At 68.2% G+C, this 16946-nt stretch carries 21 protein-coding genes; 2 read left to right on the top strand and 19 right to left on the bottom strand.

Features of this window, described 5'->3' with window-relative positions:
• Positions 1-185: 185 nt before the first annotated feature.
• The 13 genes from TGR7_RS16400 to TGR7_RS16450 form a co-directional block, all read right to left on the bottom strand.
• Complete coding sequence (locus TGR7_RS16400) at positions 186-680, bottom strand: prepilin-type N-terminal cleavage/methylation domain-containing protein (RefSeq protein ID WP_012639799.1); 495 nt, start codon at positions 678-680, stop codon at positions 186-188.
• Positions 677-1897, bottom strand: a complete 1221-nt coding sequence (locus tag TGR7_RS16405; protein WP_012639800.1) for a type II secretion system F family protein — start codon at positions 1895-1897, stop codon at positions 677-679. The genes TGR7_RS16400 and TGR7_RS16405 overlap by 4 nt, the downstream gene beginning before the upstream one ends.
• A 63-nt stretch (positions 1898-1960) precedes the next feature.
• Positions 1961-3685 (bottom strand): GspE/PulE family protein, encoded by a 1725-nt coding sequence (locus TGR7_RS16410; RefSeq protein ID WP_012639801.1) that lies wholly within the window; start codon positions 3683-3685, stop codon positions 1961-1963.
• A 25-nt stretch (positions 3686-3710) separates the two neighbouring features.
• Positions 3711-5096 (bottom strand): tetratricopeptide repeat protein, encoded by a 1386-nt coding sequence (locus TGR7_RS16415; RefSeq protein ID WP_012639802.1) that lies wholly within the window; start codon positions 5094-5096, stop codon positions 3711-3713.
• Positions 5093-5995 carry an ExeA family protein gene (locus tag TGR7_RS16420; protein ID WP_012639803.1) on the bottom strand — a complete coding sequence of 301 codons (903 nt, stop codon included), beginning with the start codon at positions 5993-5995 and terminating at the stop codon, positions 5093-5095. Before TGR7_RS16420 ends, TGR7_RS16415 begins: the two co-directional genes overlap by 4 nt.
• Before the next feature lie 8 nt (positions 5996-6003).
• A complete protein-coding gene (locus TGR7_RS17960; protein ID WP_281054569.1) occupies positions 6004-6273 on the bottom strand; it encodes a type II secretion system protein GspD in 270 nt (89 codons plus the stop codon).
• The gene (locus tag TGR7_RS16425; protein ID WP_281054570.1) at positions 6222-7361 is read right to left on the bottom strand and encodes a pilus (MSHA type) biogenesis protein MshL; all 1140 of its coding nucleotides are present in this window, start codon (positions 7359-7361) and stop codon (positions 6222-6224) included. Before TGR7_RS16425 ends, TGR7_RS17960 begins: the two co-directional genes overlap by 52 nt.
• Positions 7340-7669 carry a hypothetical protein gene (locus TGR7_RS17850; RefSeq protein ID WP_245523003.1) on the bottom strand — a complete coding sequence of 110 codons (330 nt, stop codon included), beginning with the start codon at positions 7667-7669 and terminating at the stop codon, positions 7340-7342. The genes TGR7_RS16425 and TGR7_RS17850 overlap by 22 nt, the downstream gene beginning before the upstream one ends.
• Complete coding sequence (locus TGR7_RS16895; protein WP_148211527.1) at positions 7666-8013, bottom strand: hypothetical protein; 348 nt, start codon at positions 8011-8013, stop codon at positions 7666-7668. Before TGR7_RS16895 ends, TGR7_RS17850 begins: the two co-directional genes overlap by 4 nt.
• 76 nt (positions 8014-8089) lie before the next feature.
• Positions 8090-8752 (bottom strand): hypothetical protein, encoded by a 663-nt coding sequence (locus TGR7_RS16435; protein WP_012639805.1) that lies wholly within the window; start codon positions 8750-8752, stop codon positions 8090-8092.
• The gene (locus tag TGR7_RS16440) at positions 8749-9399 is read right to left on the bottom strand and encodes a PilN domain-containing protein (RefSeq protein ID WP_012639806.1); all 651 of its coding nucleotides are present in this window, start codon (positions 9397-9399) and stop codon (positions 8749-8751) included. Before TGR7_RS16440 ends, TGR7_RS16435 begins: the two co-directional genes overlap by 4 nt.
• The gene (gene pilM, locus TGR7_RS16445) at positions 9396-10388 is read right to left on the bottom strand and encodes a pilus assembly protein PilM (RefSeq protein WP_012639807.1); all 993 of its coding nucleotides are present in this window, start codon (positions 10386-10388) and stop codon (positions 9396-9398) included. The genes TGR7_RS16440 and pilM overlap by 4 nt, the downstream gene beginning before the upstream one ends.
• Positions 10389-10752: 364 nt before the next feature.
• Positions 10753-11718 carry a dihydroorotate dehydrogenase gene (locus TGR7_RS16450; RefSeq protein WP_012639808.1) on the bottom strand — a complete coding sequence of 322 codons (966 nt, stop codon included), beginning with the start codon at positions 11716-11718 and terminating at the stop codon, positions 10753-10755.
• Here TGR7_RS16450 and TGR7_RS16455 point away from each other — a divergent pair.
• Positions 11717-12190 carry a tRNA (cytidine(34)-2'-O)-methyltransferase gene (locus tag TGR7_RS16455; RefSeq protein ID WP_012639809.1) on the top strand — a complete coding sequence of 158 codons (474 nt, stop codon included), beginning with the start codon at positions 11717-11719 and terminating at the stop codon, positions 12188-12190. The genes TGR7_RS16450 and TGR7_RS16455 overlap by 2 nt on opposite strands.
• Before the next feature lie 97 nt (positions 12191-12287).
• Here the strand turns inward: TGR7_RS16455 and TGR7_RS16460 are convergent, their stop codons facing one another.
• The 6 genes from TGR7_RS16460 to TGR7_RS16485 all read right to left on the bottom strand — a co-directional run bounded on the left by TGR7_RS16460 (position 12288) and on the right by TGR7_RS16485 (position 15530).
• On the bottom strand, positions 12288-13289 hold the full coding sequence (locus TGR7_RS16460) for an NAD(P)H-dependent glycerol-3-phosphate dehydrogenase (RefSeq protein ID WP_012639810.1): 1002 nt from the start codon (positions 13287-13289) through the stop codon (positions 12288-12290).
• 13 nt (positions 13290-13302) lie between these two features.
• Positions 13303-13809: a protein-export chaperone SecB gene (gene secB / locus TGR7_RS16465; protein ID WP_012639811.1), complete on the bottom strand. Its 507-nt coding sequence runs from the start codon at positions 13807-13809 to the stop codon at positions 13303-13305.
• A 206-nt stretch (positions 13810-14015) separates the two neighbouring features.
• Complete coding sequence (gene trxC / locus TGR7_RS16470) at positions 14016-14459, bottom strand: thioredoxin TrxC (RefSeq protein ID WP_012639812.1); 444 nt, start codon at positions 14457-14459, stop codon at positions 14016-14018.
• A gap of 10 nt (positions 14460-14469) precedes the next feature.
• Positions 14470-14736 carry a glutaredoxin 3 gene (gene grxC, locus TGR7_RS16475; RefSeq protein ID WP_012639813.1) on the bottom strand — a complete coding sequence of 89 codons (267 nt, stop codon included), beginning with the start codon at positions 14734-14736 and terminating at the stop codon, positions 14470-14472.
• Between the two features lie 11 nt (positions 14737-14747).
• Positions 14748-15173 carry a rhodanese-like domain-containing protein gene (locus TGR7_RS16480; RefSeq protein WP_012639814.1) on the bottom strand — a complete coding sequence of 142 codons (426 nt, stop codon included), beginning with the start codon at positions 15171-15173 and terminating at the stop codon, positions 14748-14750.
• A 36-nt stretch (positions 15174-15209) separates the two neighbouring features.
• On the bottom strand, positions 15210-15530 hold the full coding sequence (locus TGR7_RS16485; RefSeq protein ID WP_012639815.1) for an ArsR/SmtB family transcription factor: 321 nt from the start codon (positions 15528-15530) through the stop codon (positions 15210-15212).
• Positions 15531-15645: 115 nt separating this feature from the next.
• Between TGR7_RS16485 and TGR7_RS16490 the strand changes: the two genes are divergently transcribed.
• Positions 15646-16833: a murein hydrolase activator EnvC family protein gene (locus TGR7_RS16490; RefSeq protein ID WP_041442143.1), complete on the top strand. Its 1188-nt coding sequence runs from the start codon at positions 15646-15648 to the stop codon at positions 16831-16833.
• Positions 16834-16946: the final 113 nt, after the last annotated feature.

Consider the following 16946-nt stretch of genomic DNA (forward strand, 5'->3'; position numbering starts at 1 on the left):
CTCTTTTCGAGTTTGACGTTAGTAATCAACCTTCGAGGTGTGTTCCGGAAATCCCCAGCCCCATCACCTCTCCGGGTACTGCACGGGTGGTCATGGACCACCGAATCTTTCTGCCCAATGTAGGCCCGATATAGCGCACGCGGTATCGGGCGGCCTGTGCCGGACACCGCTGCGCTTTGTCCGGCCTACTTCCAAATAAACAGCTCTGCCGCTACCAACCGCACCCCTTGGGGGGATCCATCCCTGGGATGTTCGACCACCTCGACCCGGAACCGCGCTCTCGGCACCCCTTCTACGCCCGATTCGAATCGCCCCGTATGGGCGACCCGGTATACCAGCAACCCCTGCTGCGCGTCGTAATACCAGCGACCCTCCGGCACGGCCCCGGCCTCTGCGGGACCCAGCGTGCCCAGGTAGGTGCCGGGTACCTGGGCCAGCCAGTCCATGGGGTTGGTCCCGGCCATCTCCGGCACTGTGCCCAGCCGGCCGTTCACCACCCGTTCTGCGAACTCCATGGCCAGAGCGCTGTTGAGCGCCGCCACGGTGCGTTGCATGTTGACCCGCTCCACGTCCGCCTCGAGGCGCAGGATCTTGGTCATGGCGAGCCACATCAGCAGCCCGACGACGACCACTACCAGGGCGAACTCCAGCAGCGTCAGACCACGCTGGTGCCGCCTCATCGACCTGCGATCTGGGTCAGGTCCCACATGGGCAGGAAGACCCCCAATGCCAAGATAAAGACGATCACGCCCACTGCCACGACCAGTACCGGCTGGATGGTCTCGCCCAGCCGACGAACGTCATAGTCCACCTCGGTTTCGTAGAACTCGGCCACCTCGTCGAGCATCTCGTCCACCTGGCCGGTCTCCTCGCCCACGGCGATCATCTGCATCACCAGGGGCGTGAACACGCGTGATGCAGCGGCGGTGCGGGCGATGGTTTCGCCACGCTCGATGCCTTCGCGCATGCCCCGGACCTTGCCGGCGATGTAGGCGTTGTCGGCCGTTCGAGAGACCACGTTCAGGGCCTGCAACAAGGGCACGCCGGAACGGGACGCCATGGCGAAGGCCCGGGCGAAACGAGCCAGCGAGGCGCGCAGCACGATGTCACCCACCACCGGGAAACGCAGCTTCTGGCGGTCCCACCACAGTCGTCCGTCGTCGCGCCGGGTCCATTGGCGGAATCCGAACCAGGCTGCGGCAACACCACCCAGAATCAGCCACCACCAGGCGGACACGAAATTGGACACGGTGATGATCGCGCGGGTGGCCAGGGGCAGGTCCAGGTCGAAGCGTTCGAACACCTGGGCGAATACCGGGATCACGTAGGCCATGAGGATGAAGATGGCGACGCTGATGGCGATCACCACGAAGGTGGGATAACGCAATGCGGTGCGGATCTGGTTCACCGTCTGGCGCTCGCGCTCCATGTAGTTGAACACCCGCAGCAGGGCATCATCCAGCCGACCCGAGGCCTCGCCCACCTGCACCATGCTCACGAACAGGGGACTGAAGATGTCCGGGTGGCGCGCCATGGCGCCGGCGAGATCACGCCCGGATTCCAGGTCGTCCACCACCTCGCGCAGGGCCTTGGACATGCGCTCGTTCTTGCTGGCATCGGCCAGCTGGTTCAGACCCCGGATGATCGGCACGCCGGCCTTGGTGAGGGCGTAGAGCTGGCGCGCTAGCAGGGTGATCTCGCTGCTGGATGGACGCCTCGGCGGCAGGCGGATAGGCATGTTCAGCGAGGCGCCGCCGGCGCGCAGTGGCTGGATGTCCACGGGGATGAACCCGTCGCTGCTCAGCTGGTCGGCAACGGCCATCAGGGTCGGCGCCTCCATCTGGCCGTCAATGGGCTGGCCCTGGGCATTGCGGGCGCGGTAGCTGAAACGGGGCATGTCAGTCCGGCCTCCAGGTCACGGCGTCCCGCACGGGGTCGATCGACTGGCGCGGTCCGGACATCAGTGCACCTCCACCTCGGCGGCGAGCCGCTGGGCCTCGTCCACGCTGGTGCGGCCTTCCAGGGCGTAGTCCAGAGCCACGCGCATGAGCGGCCGATACAGGGGATTGGCACGGGCGGCCCTGGCGAACTCGTCCATGCGGGAACGACGCAACGCGGTGAGCATGGCCTCGTCCGGTTCCAGGTATTCATGCACGCCGATGCGGCCCCGATAGCCGGTGTTGTTGCAATGGGTGCAGCCGCGCCCGTGGCGCAGGCGCGAGAAGTCGGCGCCATCGCCCAGCACCGTGCGCATCCAGCTCGCCTGGTGCGCGTCGGGTACGTGGGCCTCGGCGCAGAACTCGCACACCCGCCGCACCAGACGCTGTGCGATGATGGCGCGCAGCGAGGAGGCCAGCAGGAAACCCTGGGCGCCCATGTCGAGCAGTCGGTCGGCGGTGCTGATCGCGTCATTGGTGTGCAGCGTGGAGAGCACCAGGTGGCCGGTCATGGCGGCGCGCAGGCCGATCTCGGCGGTCTCCTGGTCACGCATCTCGCCCACCAGGATCACGTCCGGGTCCTGTCGCAGGGCGGCGCGCAGCACCGTGGCGAATTCCAGCCCGATGCGCGGGTTCACCTGTACCTGGTTGATGCGCGGCAGCCGGTACTCCACCGGGTCTTCCACGGTGATGATCTTGCGGTCAGGCACGTTGAGTTCCTGCAGCGCGGCGTACAGGGTCGTGGTCTTGCCGCTGCCGGTGGGGCCGGTGACCAGCACCATGCCGCTGGGGTGGCGCAGGATGCGGCGCAGGTGCGCCAGGATGTCCGGCGGCATGCCCAGGTGCAGCAGGTCCAGGATGCCCGTGGACTGGTCCAGCAGTCGCATCACCACCGACTCGCCATGCTGGATGGGCATGGTGGAGAGTCGCACGTCGATGCTCTTGTTCTTGACCTTGATGTTGAAGCGCCCGTCCTGGGGCAGTCGCTTCTCGGAGATGTTCAGGCCCGCCATGAGCTTGAGGCGCAGCACCACCGCGTTGGCGATGCGCTTCTCCTTCATCACCTGTTCCTGCAGCACGCCGTCGATACGCTGACGAATGCGAAGGGCGTTCTCGTCGGGCTCGATATGGATGTCCGAGGCGCTCACCTGGACGGCGTCCTCGAACAGACTGCGCAGCAACTTGACCACCGGGGCGTCGGTCACCTCGTCGGAGGCAGCGAGCTGGGCCACGTCGAAGTCACTCTCCGCCAGCTCCTGACCCAGTTCCTCGGCCAGATCGCTGATCTCCTCCGTGCGCCGGTAGACGGTGTCGAAGGTGCGCAACAGGTCCGCCTCGCGCACCACCGCCGCCAGCACGGGCTTGCCGACCAGCCGCGTGATCTCGTCCTGGGCGAAGATGTCCGTGGGATCGGCCATGCCCACCAGGTAGCCGTCATCCTGCTCCGCCAGCATGATGCAGCGGAAACGCCGTGCGGCGGTCTCCGGCAGGCGATGCAGCAGCTCGCTGTTGAAGCGATAGTGGCGCAAGTCCACCAGTGGAATGTTGAGCTGGCGGGACAGGAAGTTGAGCAGCGCGTCCTCGGAGATTACGCCCATCTCGATGAGCGTGCGTCCCAGCTTGTTGCCGGTGCGCTTCTGGACGGACAGGGCCTCCTCCAGCTGCTTGCCGGAGATGATGCCGTTCTCCACCAGCAGGTCACCCAGCCGGATCTTGCGTCGACCCTCGGACGTTGCGGGCATGTTCATGCCGGAAGTCTCCACGCGGTCTGTTTCATGGCCGACCCTCCAGGGCCAGGATACGGCTCTGGGCGTAGTCCGTCAGACGCGGATCCACCCCCCCCAGCGCCAGGGCACGCCGGTAGGCCTGGGGTGCACCCGCCGCCGAACCGGCACTCTCCAGGGCAATGCCCAGACCCACCCACCAGCCGCCTACGTCGTTGCGCGCCGTCAGGGCCCGCCGATAGGCGGCCACGGCCGCCTCGGCACGACCCTGTCGCTGGTACAGGGCCGCCAGCGCCGCCAGGGTCTCGGCATCCCCGACCCCCGCTTCGAGCAGCGCCACCGCGCCGTCCAGATCCTTGCGCCCCGCCATGAGGCGCGCCAGCAGGACCCGGGATTCGGACCGTGCCGGCGCCTCACGCAAGCCCGCTTCCAGCAGGGCCATGGCCTCCTGCTCCCGGCCGTCGCTGGCCAGCAACGTGGCCAGGGATTCCCGGGCCTCATGCAGATGGGGTGCCCGCTCCAGCACCCGGCGCAACTCGCGCTCACCGGTGGACAGATCCCCCCGGTGCACGGCCTCCATGGCCTGGGCGTAGTGATCCGCGTGGCTGCGCCGGGCCACGGGGTTGGCAGGCTGCGCCGCCACCTGCCTCGGGCGCTGCGACTCGGCCAGCGTTGACTCGGTGCGGCTCCCGGCCGGACCTGCCGCTGCCGCCCCTGCGCCCGTGTGTGCCTCCTCCATGGGTTTGGCGCTCCCGGCGTGGGCAACTCGCTCCGCCCTGGGCGGGGCCACGGCCGATTCCGGCGTACGGAACACCAGGGTCAATCGACGGTCGTCAGCATCGCGCTCCAGCGCTACCGTGGAACCGGGCCGGGCGCGGAACTGCAACACCGGCCCGTCTTCATGGCTGATGCCCAGCCCGCCCAGGGGACCCGTGGCCGGCGCCACCGGCAGGGCCGGCGCATCCCTCAGTTCGATGCCGGTGAGTGGCAGATAGGCATCATCACCCTTGCGTTGCAGTGCCACCGTCTCGGGTAATGCCGCGGAAAAGCGCAGGCTCACGCGCGTCTCGCCGGGCATCTGCTGGGAATCCACACCTACCCATCGGACGGGCGGCGTGACAGTGGCTCGTGTTTCCGGCGCCGGCGTCAGCATGGCCACCTGCACGGCAGCCTCAGACGCCTGCGCTTCCCGTTCTGGAATTGTCTCGACCAGCGCCAGAGGCTGCACGGGTACACCCTCCTCCCGGCCGGAGGCTGCCACCCAGGCCACGCCCGCGATGCCCATCAGGCCGGCCAGGGCCAGCACCCCGCCCCAGGGAATCCGTACAGGCCTGCCGGCGCGGGGAGTGGGGCGAATATCGCCAGGGAGTATCGCCGTCTCGCCCGCGGGCTGGCGACGGTCCAGATCACGGAGCATGTCGTTGATCAGGCTCATGGCAGCCAGGCCCCCAGGGCTGCGGCGGCGGCCCCGAGACCCACGGTGCCCAGGGCGGCAAGGGCCCAGCCCCGCAGGGATGCCGGTCTGCGGGCATCCTCCGTGTCCAGCGCGGCGCGACGCACATGTGCCGGGCTGATCTGCGCCGCGCCCTCGCCGTAGGCGGCGAGCAGTGCCTTGTGGGCAAGGATATTCACCAGGCGAGGGATGCCACGGGAGGCCCGATGCAGGGTCGCCAGGGCCCTGCGGCCGAACAGGGATCGATCAGGCACACCCGCCACGGCCAGGCGGTGATGCACATACTGAGTCACGCCGGCACGGTCCAGGGGTTCGAGCCGGTGGCTGAAGCTGATGCGCTGGCGCAACTGGCGCAGCCGTGACCCGGCCAGGCGTTCATCCAGTTCAGGCTGCCCGAACAGCACCACCTGCAGCAGCTTGTGGCGCTCGGTTTCCAGGTTGGTGAGCAGGCGCAGGGCCTCCAGGCTCTCGTCGGGCAGGGCCTGCGCCTCGTCCAGCAGCACCACCACCCGCCGACCCGCTGCGGCCAGGTGCAGCAGATGTTCCTGGATGCGCTCCAGCACCCGGTGCTGTCCCAGGTTGCGGGGCAGGTCCAGACCCAACTCCCGGGCCAGGGCGGCGCGCAGTCCGTTGCCGGTCAGACAGGGGTTGGGCAGATAGGCGGTCTCGTGGCTCGTCTCCAGGGCCTCCATCAGCATGCGGCACAGGAGGGTCTTGCCCGTGCCCACTTCGCCGGTGACCTTGACGAAACCCTCCCCGGCGCGCAGTGCCAGCAGGAGTACGTTGAGCGCCTCCCGATGGGCCCGGTAATCGAAATAGAAGGCCGTGTCCGGCGTGAGCCGGAAGGGTTCATCCCGAAGACCGAAGTGACTGGCGTACATGGCCGGTCTTACTCCATCCTCATCAGTTCACGCATGCGTTCCGAGCCCCGGGCCTGGTCCCAGGCGCTGTCCCGGTCCACGACCACGGGGCGCAACAGGATCACCAGCTCGGTCTTGCGTGTGCTGCGCTGGGTGTGACGGAACAGGTTACCCACCACCGGGATCCGGCCCAGCACCGGCGTGTTCGCCTGGCGGTCACGGGAGGTCTCGGTCATGAGGCCGCCGATCACCACGATCTGGCCGCTGCGGGCGCGCACGATGCTGTCGGACTCGCGCACCGTGGACAGGCCAGGGGCACCGACTGGGTGTCGCCCCCCAGGCTCAGGTTCTTGGACTGCTCGGTCACCTCGCTCACCGTGGGGTGGATGTGCAGGATCACGTCACCCTCGCGGCTGATCTGCGGGGTCACATCCAGGGCGATACCGGAGAAGAACGGCGTCAGGGTGACGTTGGGCGAGGTGGTGGAGGCCGTGCCCACCACGGTGGTGGAGGAGATGTCGGTGACGAAGAACTCGTCCGCGCCCACCTTGATCACTGCCTTCTGGTTGTTCACCGTGGACACCCGCGGGCTCGAGAGCACCTGCACCTCGCCCTGGGTCTCCAGCAGCTCTATGAACGCGGTGAAGTCACCCACCCGGGCGGCCACGGAGAATACCCCGCCAAAGGCGGAGGTCAGTGCGTTGTTCACCGGGTCCAGGTTGTTGGGATCCAGGTTGCCGGTCTGGCCGGCAATATCGGAGCGCCCGGTCTCGCCGAAGATGGTGCCGCCGCCGGTCTGGCCGAACAGCAGTTCACTGTCGCTGCGCGGGCGGCCCAGTGCAGCCCAGTTGATGCCCGCCTGGAATCCGTCGGAGAGCACCACCTCGACGATCTTGGCCTCCAGGATCACCTGCCGGTTCATGTTGCCCTCCACGTCCGCGAGATAGGCCTCCACCTCGCGCAGCTCCGAGGGCAGGCCGCGCACCACCACCAGGTTGGACTGGGGCGTGACCACTACACTGCGGCCCTCGCCGTCGCCCACGATGGAGCGCAGGGCGAAGTCGAGCTCGTTCCAGAAATCCGAAGCGGTCTCGGTGCGCACCCGGGTACCAAAGGCCTCGGCGCTGCCGCGCCCGCCGCCTACCAGGCCGTCCTGCAGGCCGTCCCTGTCGCGGCGGGTCTCGCCGGAGCTGACACGGGTCTGGGACTCGCCGTCGCGACGCAGGTTGAGATAGTTCACGTGGAAGATGCGCGCCTGCAGTCGGGCGGGCATCACCAGGTAGCCGGTGCGGTGGCGTTCGTATTCATAGCCGTAGACCTGGCGCACCACGTCCATCACCTCGGGGATGGTGACACCTGACAGGGTCAGGCTGATCTGCCCCTCCACCGAGGGATCACCACCATGTTGTAGGGGCTGTCCTTGACCAGGCCCATGAAGAACGCGCGGGCCTCCACGTCGTTGACGTCGATGTCGAACCGGGGCTCCGCCAGGGCCCGGGGCTCGGGCAGGGCGAGCGGTGGCAGCAGGGCCTCGGTCACCTCCGGCGGTGGTGTCACCGGAGCCGGCGCGGGCGGGGGTGCCTCAGCCCGGGTCTCCGGAGCCGGCGACTGGGCGGGGTTGCTGGCGCACCCGCCGAGCCCGAGACCGCCGAGCAGCAGGACCAGCAGGAAGAGGGTGTTCGGCCTGGTGATCATTGACTTGCCTCTGTGGATGTCGTTTCCAGGTACTCGTATTCGCGGGCCTGGGCAGGCCGGGTGACCTTGGGCACAGCCAGGGCCAGGCTGAACTCGCCCCGTGCGTCGCGCAGGCGCACCCGGGCCTGTTCGATGCCCAATACCCGCGCGCCGCCGATCTGATCCCCCTCCACCACCACGCGCCCGTTGATCACCGCGCTGCGGCGTTCCTCGGAGACCCGGGTGGACTGCAGGATGTAATTGCGCGCCGGCGGCTGTGGCGCCGCACGCACCGGCTCCACCGCCGCCGGCGGCCGCGTCGGATCCCGCACCGTCTCAGCCCAGGCAACGGCAGAGGAGAGCATCAGACACGCGGCACACAGGCCAAGGGCGATCACAACCACCCTCTTGCCTCTTGTCTCTTCTCTCTTGTCTCTCCCGCTACACACCGATCCAGCCCTCCTCCAGACTCAGGGTGAACACCCGGATGCGGAACCGTCCCGGGGCTGCCTCTTCGCTGTCGATGCGCAGGGATTCCCAGAACAAGCCCCAGGGCAGTTCCTCCACGGTGCGCAGGTAGGCCAGCAGGGCCAGGTAATCCCCTTGCAGCTCCATAACCAGGCCATGGCGGTAGACCGGCGGCAGTCCCTCGCCCACGGCCAGGGACTCCACCCGCGTGGCGGGCTCGCTGCGCATGCCCAGCAGGCTCAGGCCCTCGCTGCCGCGGATCAGGTCTTCCAGCAGCCCCGGCATGCGCCGGGGAGAGACGAAGGCCAGGGTGCGGGCGAGCAGGGCCTCATCCAGCGCCGTCACCTCGCCGCGCAGGACCTCCAGCTGTGCGCGCAGCCGGGCATTGGGGTCTTCCGCCGCCTGGGCATTCAGGGCCTCCAGACGGCTCATCAGCGCCTGTTGCTGGGTGGACAGACCCTCCAGTCGCTGGGTCTGCGCGGCGGTCGATCGCTGGATCGGACCGAGCCACAGGGCATCCGCCACCAGCACGGTGACCACCACCGCCACGCCCAGGAGCAACAGCCGCTCGCGCAGGGCCAGGCCGTTGATGCGTGCGACCAGCTGGGCGACCAGGCCCTGGGTCTTGTTGCTCATCGGCCCTCCTCCCCGCGCAGACAGTCCTCGCCCCGCAGCCGTGAGCCGTCAGCACCGATGCAGGGGGTGACCAGGGTGAAGCTGTGCGTCCGGGCGCCCTCGGGGCGCTGCAGGCTGAAGGTGTCGAAGGTGGTGCCCACGAACACCGGTTCCTCGGCCAGGGCCCGCAGGTAGCGCGGCAGCAGTTCCGCGCGCAGGGTGTTCCCGGCCAGGGAAATCACGCTGCCGCCCCGGGAGAGATGGATGTGCTGAAGCCACAGGCCCTCGGGATGACGTCTACCCAGACCTTCCAGCTGCGCCGAAAAGCCGGCCGTGTTGCCCAGGGATTCATCGGAAATGCGTTCCAGCAGGGCGCGCTTGCCATCGCGCTCCCGTTCCAGGCGTTCCACCTGCCGGGCCAGGGCCTCACTGGCTCCCCTCGCCGCGAGCGTCGCGGCCACCCGTTCCACCTGGGTGCCCAGGGCGGCCACCTCCACCTCCAGGGCATCGGCCCGGGCGCGCACCTGATCCTGGCGCCACTGCTGCCAGAGTCCGAACAGCAGCAGGATCACCAGGGCCAGCAGGAAGGCGATCCCCAGCTGACGCGCCGAGAATCGTTCCCGGGGTCCCAGCAGGGCCGGGCCGTAGAGATTGATCTCCTGCCTCACCGGCCCACCTCCGCGCTCGCTGCCTCGGTCTGAGTACCCTTATCGGGCCTCGCACGGGTGTGCTCATTCAGTACGCCGCCCAGGGCCAGCAGGGCATGGGCGTCCAGCGCCGCCTGACCGGCGACCCTGGGAAACAGTCCTGCCACGTCCAGTATGCCTGCAGGCAGACCCACCCCCTCGCCCACGCCGGCGGCGAGGGCGGCCATCTCCTCGCCCGGGGGCATGATGATTAGCCGCTTCACCGGCGCCGTGCCGAAGTGGCTGTCGTAATAATCCATGGTGCGCTGCAGCTCCAGGGCTACCCGGTCATAGGGCCCGCCGAAGCCACCGCCCCCTTCCCGGGCGGCACTGATCACGGCCTCGCTGCCGTACTCCAGCACCCGGGTGAGGTAAAGACTGTCGGCGCGGGTGATCTGGATCATGCCTCGCTGGGGCATGAGAAACAGGCTGGCCACGGTCTCATTGCCCTGGGTCTGGCGTTCGACCAGGTTGCGCAGGGCCAACTCCGCCACGTCGATCTTCCAGGGGGCAAGCCCCGCGGATTCGGCCAGCGCCACCTGGTCGCGCAGGGCCTCGGCCCGCGCCACCACCACATTGATCATGGGCGTTCGTCCCCGCTGGGCATGCGCGGGCAGCTCGAAGACGTCGGTGATGGCCTCGTCGAGGGGGAAATCGATCAGGTCGCGCACCCGCCAACGCACCGCGGCGGCCAGTTCGCCGGTCTCCACCGCGGGACGCTCCATCTGCATGAGGCTGTAGCTGCCCGGCTCCAGGGTGATGACGGCAGGCGCACGTCGCAGACCCTGCTGCTCCACCCAGCGGGTGAGCAGGACAGCGGCCTCGGCACGGCTGGCGATAGGGGTACTTTCGGTGTGCAGCTGCCCGTCGGCGGAGAGGGCTGCCAGGGCGAGGTGTCCGTCGCCCTGACACAGGGAGACGGTCTTGTTCGCGCGACCCCATCCTGGCAACAGTCTGTGCAGGCCCATCATGGCACCATCAACCCACTCAAAACTGAATTTGAGAAGTGATTCACAGAATATTCGGGCTAGCCCGCTCCCCTTTTGGTTCTTATAACACCTGAGGTTTGCAGACTAACTTCCTGCTGTCAATAAAAAAGCTGGGTTTTCGGTGCTGATGAGGCGGCCACTGTGGTCTGCGGACAGCGCATCCCATCATCGCGATGCTTGCGACCTTCCGACCAACCTGGTGCCATCGTCTTGCGGGGAGAAGCGCCGTCGTAGGTCGGCCTTCAGGCCGACAGCCATGGCTCGGTCAGACGCCGCAGATCGGGCTGAAGCCCAACCCACTAAGATGTATCAGAGGAGGCAGAAGCCGTGCGGCGGGAAATCCGGTTCAGCCGCAGGCCCGGGGGGTGTTCAGGGTGAGGCTGCCGGTGAGCTGGCCCACGCTGGCCAGATCATGGCGGTCAAGGTAGTCCCGTATGCCCTGGTTGATCTTCTTGCAGATCAGCGGGTCGTAGAACAGCGCCGTGCCCACGCCCACGGCGCTGGCGCCGGCGATGAGGAATTCCAGCGCGTCGCTGGGCGAGGTCACGCCGCCCTGGCCGATGATGGGCACGCCGTGGGGGCGCGCCACCTGGTAGACCTGGTGCACCTTGAGCAGCGCGATGGGCTTGATGGCCGGTCCGGACAGGCCGCCCTGGTTGTTGCCGATCACCGCCTCCCGGGACTCGGCGTCGATGGCCATGCCCATGAGGGTGTTGATCACGGCGAAGGCGTCGGTGCCCGCCTCGATGCAGCGCCGGGCGTTCTCGGCGATGTCGGTCTGGTTGGGGGAGAGCTTGGTGATGAGCGGCTTCTGCGTCACCTGGCGGCAGGCCTCCACCACCCGGGCGGACATGTCCGGGTCGTTGCCGAAGGCCACGCCGCCCTCCTTCACGTTGGGGCAGGAGATGTTGATCTCGATGGCGTCCACCGGCGAGTCGTCGAAGCGCCGGGTCACCGCGATGTATTCCTCGATGGTGGAGCCGGAGACGTTGGCGATGAAACGGGTCTCGTCGAAGTCCAGGGTGGGCAGGATCTCGTCCACCACCTTGTCCACGCCGGGGTTCTGCAGGCCGATGGCGTTGAGCATGCCCATGGGGGTCTCGTAGACCCGGTGGGGCAGGTTGCCCAGGCGCGCCTGGCCGGTGGTGCCCTTCAGGCACACGGCGCCCACGTCCCGGTTGGAGAAACCGGCCACCCGGGTATACTCCTCGCCGAATCCCACGCACCCGGAGAGCAGCACCAGGGGCGTGGCGAAATCCATACCGCAGAAGTCGATGGCCAGCGGGTCGCGCCGGGAATGCTCAGCCGTCATGTTTCACGTGGTCCTCTATCAACCGGAGATCGCCCCCAACACGGGCAACATCATGCGCCTGTGCGCCAACACGGGTTGCCGCCTGCACCTGATCCACCCCCTGGGGTTCAGCCTTGACGAATCGAAACTGAAACGCGCGGGGCTGGATTATCGGGACATGGCGCAGGTGGCAGAGTATGACAGCCTCGCGGCCTTCACGTCAGCCGTGGCACCCGAGCGCATGTTCGCCCTGACCACCCGGGCCAGCCTGCCCCACTCGGCACCCGCCTTCCGACCCGGCGACACCTTCCTGTTCGGCCCCGAGACCCGCGGCCTGCCCATGGAGATCCTGGATGGCCTGCCCGAGGACCGGCGCCTGCGCATCCCCATGGTGCCCGGCAGCCGCAGCCTCAACCTCTCCAATGCGGCGGCGGTGATGGTGTACGAGGCGTGGCGGCAGTGCGGCTTTGCCGCACTGAAGTTGGAAGTGTGAATTTGGAAGTAGGAAGTAAAGGTCTTTCAACTTCGCCCTTCCAAATTCACACTTCGTACTTGTCTTCCCCCTTCCAAATTCCCACTTCTTACTTCAACTAAAACTCCGGCTTCTGATCCCTGCCCAGCAGCTCCCCCACCGCCTCGATGGCTGAGTGGCCCACGTAGAGCACCCGGTGCACCTGGTGGCAGATGGGCATGTCCACGCCCAGTTCGGCGGCCTTGGAGACCGCCATGCGCGCGGTGCGCGCGCCCTCCACCGCCTGGCCGATGGCGGCCAGCGCCGCGTCCAGGGACTCGCCACGGCCCAGGGCCAGGCCGAGGCGTCGGTTGCGGGACTGGTCGTCGGTGCAGGTGAGCACCAGGTCGCCGAGGCCGGACAGGCCCATGAGGGTCTCGCGCCGGGCGCCGGCGGCATCCCCCAGGCGCATCAGTTCGGCCAGGCCACGGGTGATCAGCGCCGCCCGGGCGTTGGCGCCAAAACCCAGGCCGTCGGAGATGCCGGCGGCGATGGCCAGCACGTTCTTGAAGGCCCCGCCCAGCTGCACGCCCAGCACGTCGTCGCTCAGGTACACCCGCATGCGCTCGCCATGAAACCACTCGGCCACCCGCTCGGCCACGCCGGGGGTGGTGGAGGCCACGGTGAGCGCCGTGGGCAGGCCCCGGGCCACTTCCTTGGCGAAGCTGGGCCCGGAGATCACGGCGCAGGGAAAATTGACCCCCATCTCCTCGGCCACCACCTGGTGCAGCCACTGGCCGCTGTGTTCCTCCAGGCCCTTGGTGGCCCAGACCAGCACCCGGGCGTCGTCCCGGTAGGGGGCCAGTTTCTGCAGCATCTCCCGGAACGCCTGGCTGGGCACTACCACCAGCCAGCAGCTGCTCTCGCGCAGCGCCGCATCCAGATCCGCAGTGGGTTCCAGCCCCGGGGGGAACGGCGCGTCGGGCAGGTAACGGGTATTGCAGTTGGCCTCGGCCATGGCGGCCATGGCCTCGGGATCACGGCCCCAGAGGCGCACCCGGTGGCCCTGGCGGGCCAGGTGCATGGCCAGGGCCGTGCCCCAGGAGCCGGCGCCCAGCACCGCGACGGGTGGCTGGCTCATGGAGGCGCGGACCTCAGTGGCTCGCGCCGGCGGGCGCGGACTCTTCCCCTGCCTTGCCGGCATGATTCTGCGCAAGCTGCTGGGCGTAGAGGGCGTCGAAGTTCACCGGCGCCAGCAGCATCTGGGGGAAGCCGGCCTTGCTCACCAGGTCGGTGACGGCCTCGCGGGCGAAGGGGAACAGGGTGGTCGGGCAGTAGGCCGCCAGCAGGTGACCCATCTGCTCCTTGGGAAAGCCCCGGGCCAGGAACACGCCCGCCTGCTTGACCTCCACCAGGTAGGCCACCTCACCGCCGGACTTGGTGGTCACGGTCAGGGTCAGCTCCACCTCGAACAGGCCCTGGTCGTCCAGGGGACGGGCCTGGCTGTTGAGCTGCACGTTGGTCTCGGGCTTCCACTCGCCGGTGAACACCTGGGGAGAACGGGGGCACTCCAGGGAGACGTCCTTGAGGTAGAACTTCTGCAGGGCGAATTCGGTCTTGGGCTGTTCGGTGGCGGCGCCGGGCTGCTGGCTGTCGGTCATGATGACTCCGGAAGATGACTTGATATGAAGGCGGGACAGGCCGCACATGATAGGCGGCAGGCGCGAGGGCGGCAAACGGGGCGATGCCGGCTTGCGCCCATGAGATGAATTTAAGTTCGGTTCGGCCCGGGGTCGGGCCTCCTGCACATCCGCGACACCGCCACCGCAGGCGCGACGACCCCGTCGCGAACAGCGCTATCCCGACGTCAGCCGCCCCGCAGCGCCCCGCGCGCCCAGGCCACGATGGATCGGGCGTCCATGGCGCCGCTGGTGCGGCCCAGTTCCCGGCCCTGGTGGAACAGGATCAGGGTGGGGATGCCGCGGATGCCGAGACGGGCGGCGGGATCGGGATGGGCCTGGGTGTCGAGCTTGGCCACGCGCATGGCCGGTTCCAGTTCCCGGCAGGCCTGGGCATAGGCCGGCGCCATCATCTTGCAGGGGCCGCACCAGGGGGCCCAGAAGTCCACCAGCACGGGGAGATGGCTGCGGGAGATCTGGCGCTCCAGGCCGGCGGCGTCCAGTTCCGCGGGGTGGCCGTCGAACAGGGCCTGGTGGCAGCGGCCGCAGCGGGCCTCCCGGGCCGGCTTGTCCGTCGGCAGGCGGTTGACGCCGCCGCAGTGGGGACAGACGACGTGGGGCGCCTCGCTCATGGTGCCTCGGTCAGGCCAGCCCCAGCATGGGGTCCAGGCGCCCGGCCCGGTCCAGGGCGGCCATGTCGTCGTAGCCGCCCACGTGGAATTCACCGATGAAGATCTGCGGCACGGAGGTGCGCCCGCTGCGCTGCTCCATCACCGCGCGCTGGCTGGGTTCCCGGTCCACGCGGATCTCCTCGAAGGCCACGCCCTTGTCGGAGAGCATGCGCCGCGCCCACATGCAGTAGGGGCAGAAACCGCTGGTGTAGATGACGACGGCGGGGGTCTCGGCCATGGCGCGCTCCATCACTTCTTGCTCACGGGCATGTTGTTGGCCTGCCAGGCCATCATGCCGCCGTGCAGATTGACCACCTTCTCGAACTCGTTGCTGGTGAGAATCTCGCAGGCCTGGGCGGAGCGGTTGCCGCTGCGGCAGTAGACCACCACGGACTTGTCCTTGTACTTGGACAGCTCGTTGAGGCGGGTCTTCAGTTCCTTCAGCGGGATGTGCTTGGCGCCCTTGATGCGCCCGTCGCGCACCTCGGCGTTCTCGCGCACGTCCAGGATCAGGCTGCCTTCCTCGTTCATGGCACGCACCGCCTGGGCCGGCGGCAGATTCTGATAACGGCGCGAGAGGCGCTTGGTCTCGGTGAACACGATCATGCCCATGATGGCGAGCAGGGCGATGATCAGGATGGGGTTATTGCGGGAAAACTCCAGGATCTGTTCCATGAGGGACAGTCGGCTCCGAGCAGTCGGGTGGGTGGATCAGGCGGACCGGCAGAAGACTTCCTGCATCATGCCGATGAGGCGCAGTGTACGCGCGTCGCCCACCCGGTAGTAGACCCGGTTGGCGTCCTTGCGGGAGGCCAGGATACCCTTGTCTCGCAGGATGGCCAGGTGCTGGGAGATGTTGCTCTGGGAGGTGCCCACATTGTCGACGATCTCCTGGACACTGACCTCGCGGTCGCCGAGGATGCACAGGATCTTCAGACGCAGGGGATGGGACATGGCCTTGAGTGACCGGGAAGCACGTTCGATGTCTTCTTCCTGGGTCATCAGTTCGGGATGGATCGCGCTAGCATTCATGGGTATCGGAGGCCTCGATCATGGCGCCCGCGCTGGGAATCCGCGGACAACTCTGTGCAATATAATAAAGAACTGATTAAATTATATGCCCACCCCGGAAAATTCAACATTTCCCGTGCGCCTACCCGCCCTCCTGACCGCGCTCGCCCTGTCCCTGCTGCTCGCCCTGCCCGCCACCCTGGCCGCCGACGAGCGCGCCGACGCCACCCGCCGCCTGGAGCAGGTGCAGAAGGAAATGTCCGCCCTGCGCCAGCGCATGGAGGCCGCCCGGGGCGAGCAGGGCCGGGCGGAGGCCGCCCTGCGGCAAAGCGATCAGGAGATCGCCCGGGTGGACCAGGCCCTGGCCCGGGTGGAACGGGACATGGCCGGCGCCGTGAGCCGGCTCAAGGACCTGGAGGCGGAACAGGCCCGGGAACGGGAACGGCTGGCCACCCAGCTGGAACAGCTTTCCCGCCAGCTGCGCGCCGCCTATCTCACCGGCCGCCAGGACCGCCTGCGCCTGCTGCTCAACCAGGAAGACCCCGCCGTGGTGGGCCGCCTGCTGGTCTACTACCAGCATTTCAACGACGCCCGGGGCGAACGCATCGTCGCCGCCCGGGCGGATCTGGAGCGCCTGGCGCGTCTCAGCGACGAGGTCCGGGCCTCCCGGGAGGCCCTGGCCGCGGACCGGGCCCGGCGCCAGGCCCTGCGCGATGAGCTCGAACAGGGCCGCGCCGAGCGCCGTCGCCTGCTGGCGCGGCTCGAAGCGGAGATGGCCGCCGCCGGCAGCAGCCTGCGCCGCCTGGAGGAGGATGAGAAGGAACTGGAGCAGCTGCTGCGCTCCCTGGACAACGCCCTGCGCGACATCCCCGCCTACAGCGCCCTGGACGAACCCTTCGCCGGACGCCGGGGCAAACTGCCCTGGCCCACCGCCGGCAGGCTCAATGCCCGCTTCGGCAGCCCCCGCAGCGGCCAGGCCGGACTGACCTGGCGCGGCGTGATCATCGACGCCGGGGCCGGCGACCCGGTGCACGCCATCCACCACGGCCGGGTGGTGTTCGCCGACTGGATGCGCGGCTACGGCCTGCTCACCATCATCGACCACGGCGGCGGCTACATGACCCTCTACGGCCACAACCAGAGCCTGTACCGCGCCCCCGGCGACTGGGTACAGGCCGGTGAACTGATCGCCCGGGTGGGCGACGGCCCCTCCGCCGACACCCGCGGGCTCTACTTCGAGATCCGCCACCAGGGCAAGCCGCTGAACCCTGACCGCTGGTGCGACTCTAAGGTACAAATCGCCGGTCCTTCCTCCCGGCGCTGACCGCCAAGCCGCCACTGTTCCCCGCCCGTTCCCCGCCCGGCTCCAATGAGCTGACCGGCGGTCACCGGCCCGGGCCGGTGCGATAGGCGGGTCAGATCGGGGGTGTTATGATC

This window comes from Thioalkalivibrio sulfidiphilus HL-EbGr7 (assembly GCF_000021985.1).
GTDB classification, from domain to species: Bacteria; Pseudomonadota; Gammaproteobacteria; order Ectothiorhodospirales; family Ectothiorhodospiraceae; genus Thioalkalivibrio_A; species Thioalkalivibrio_A sulfidiphilus.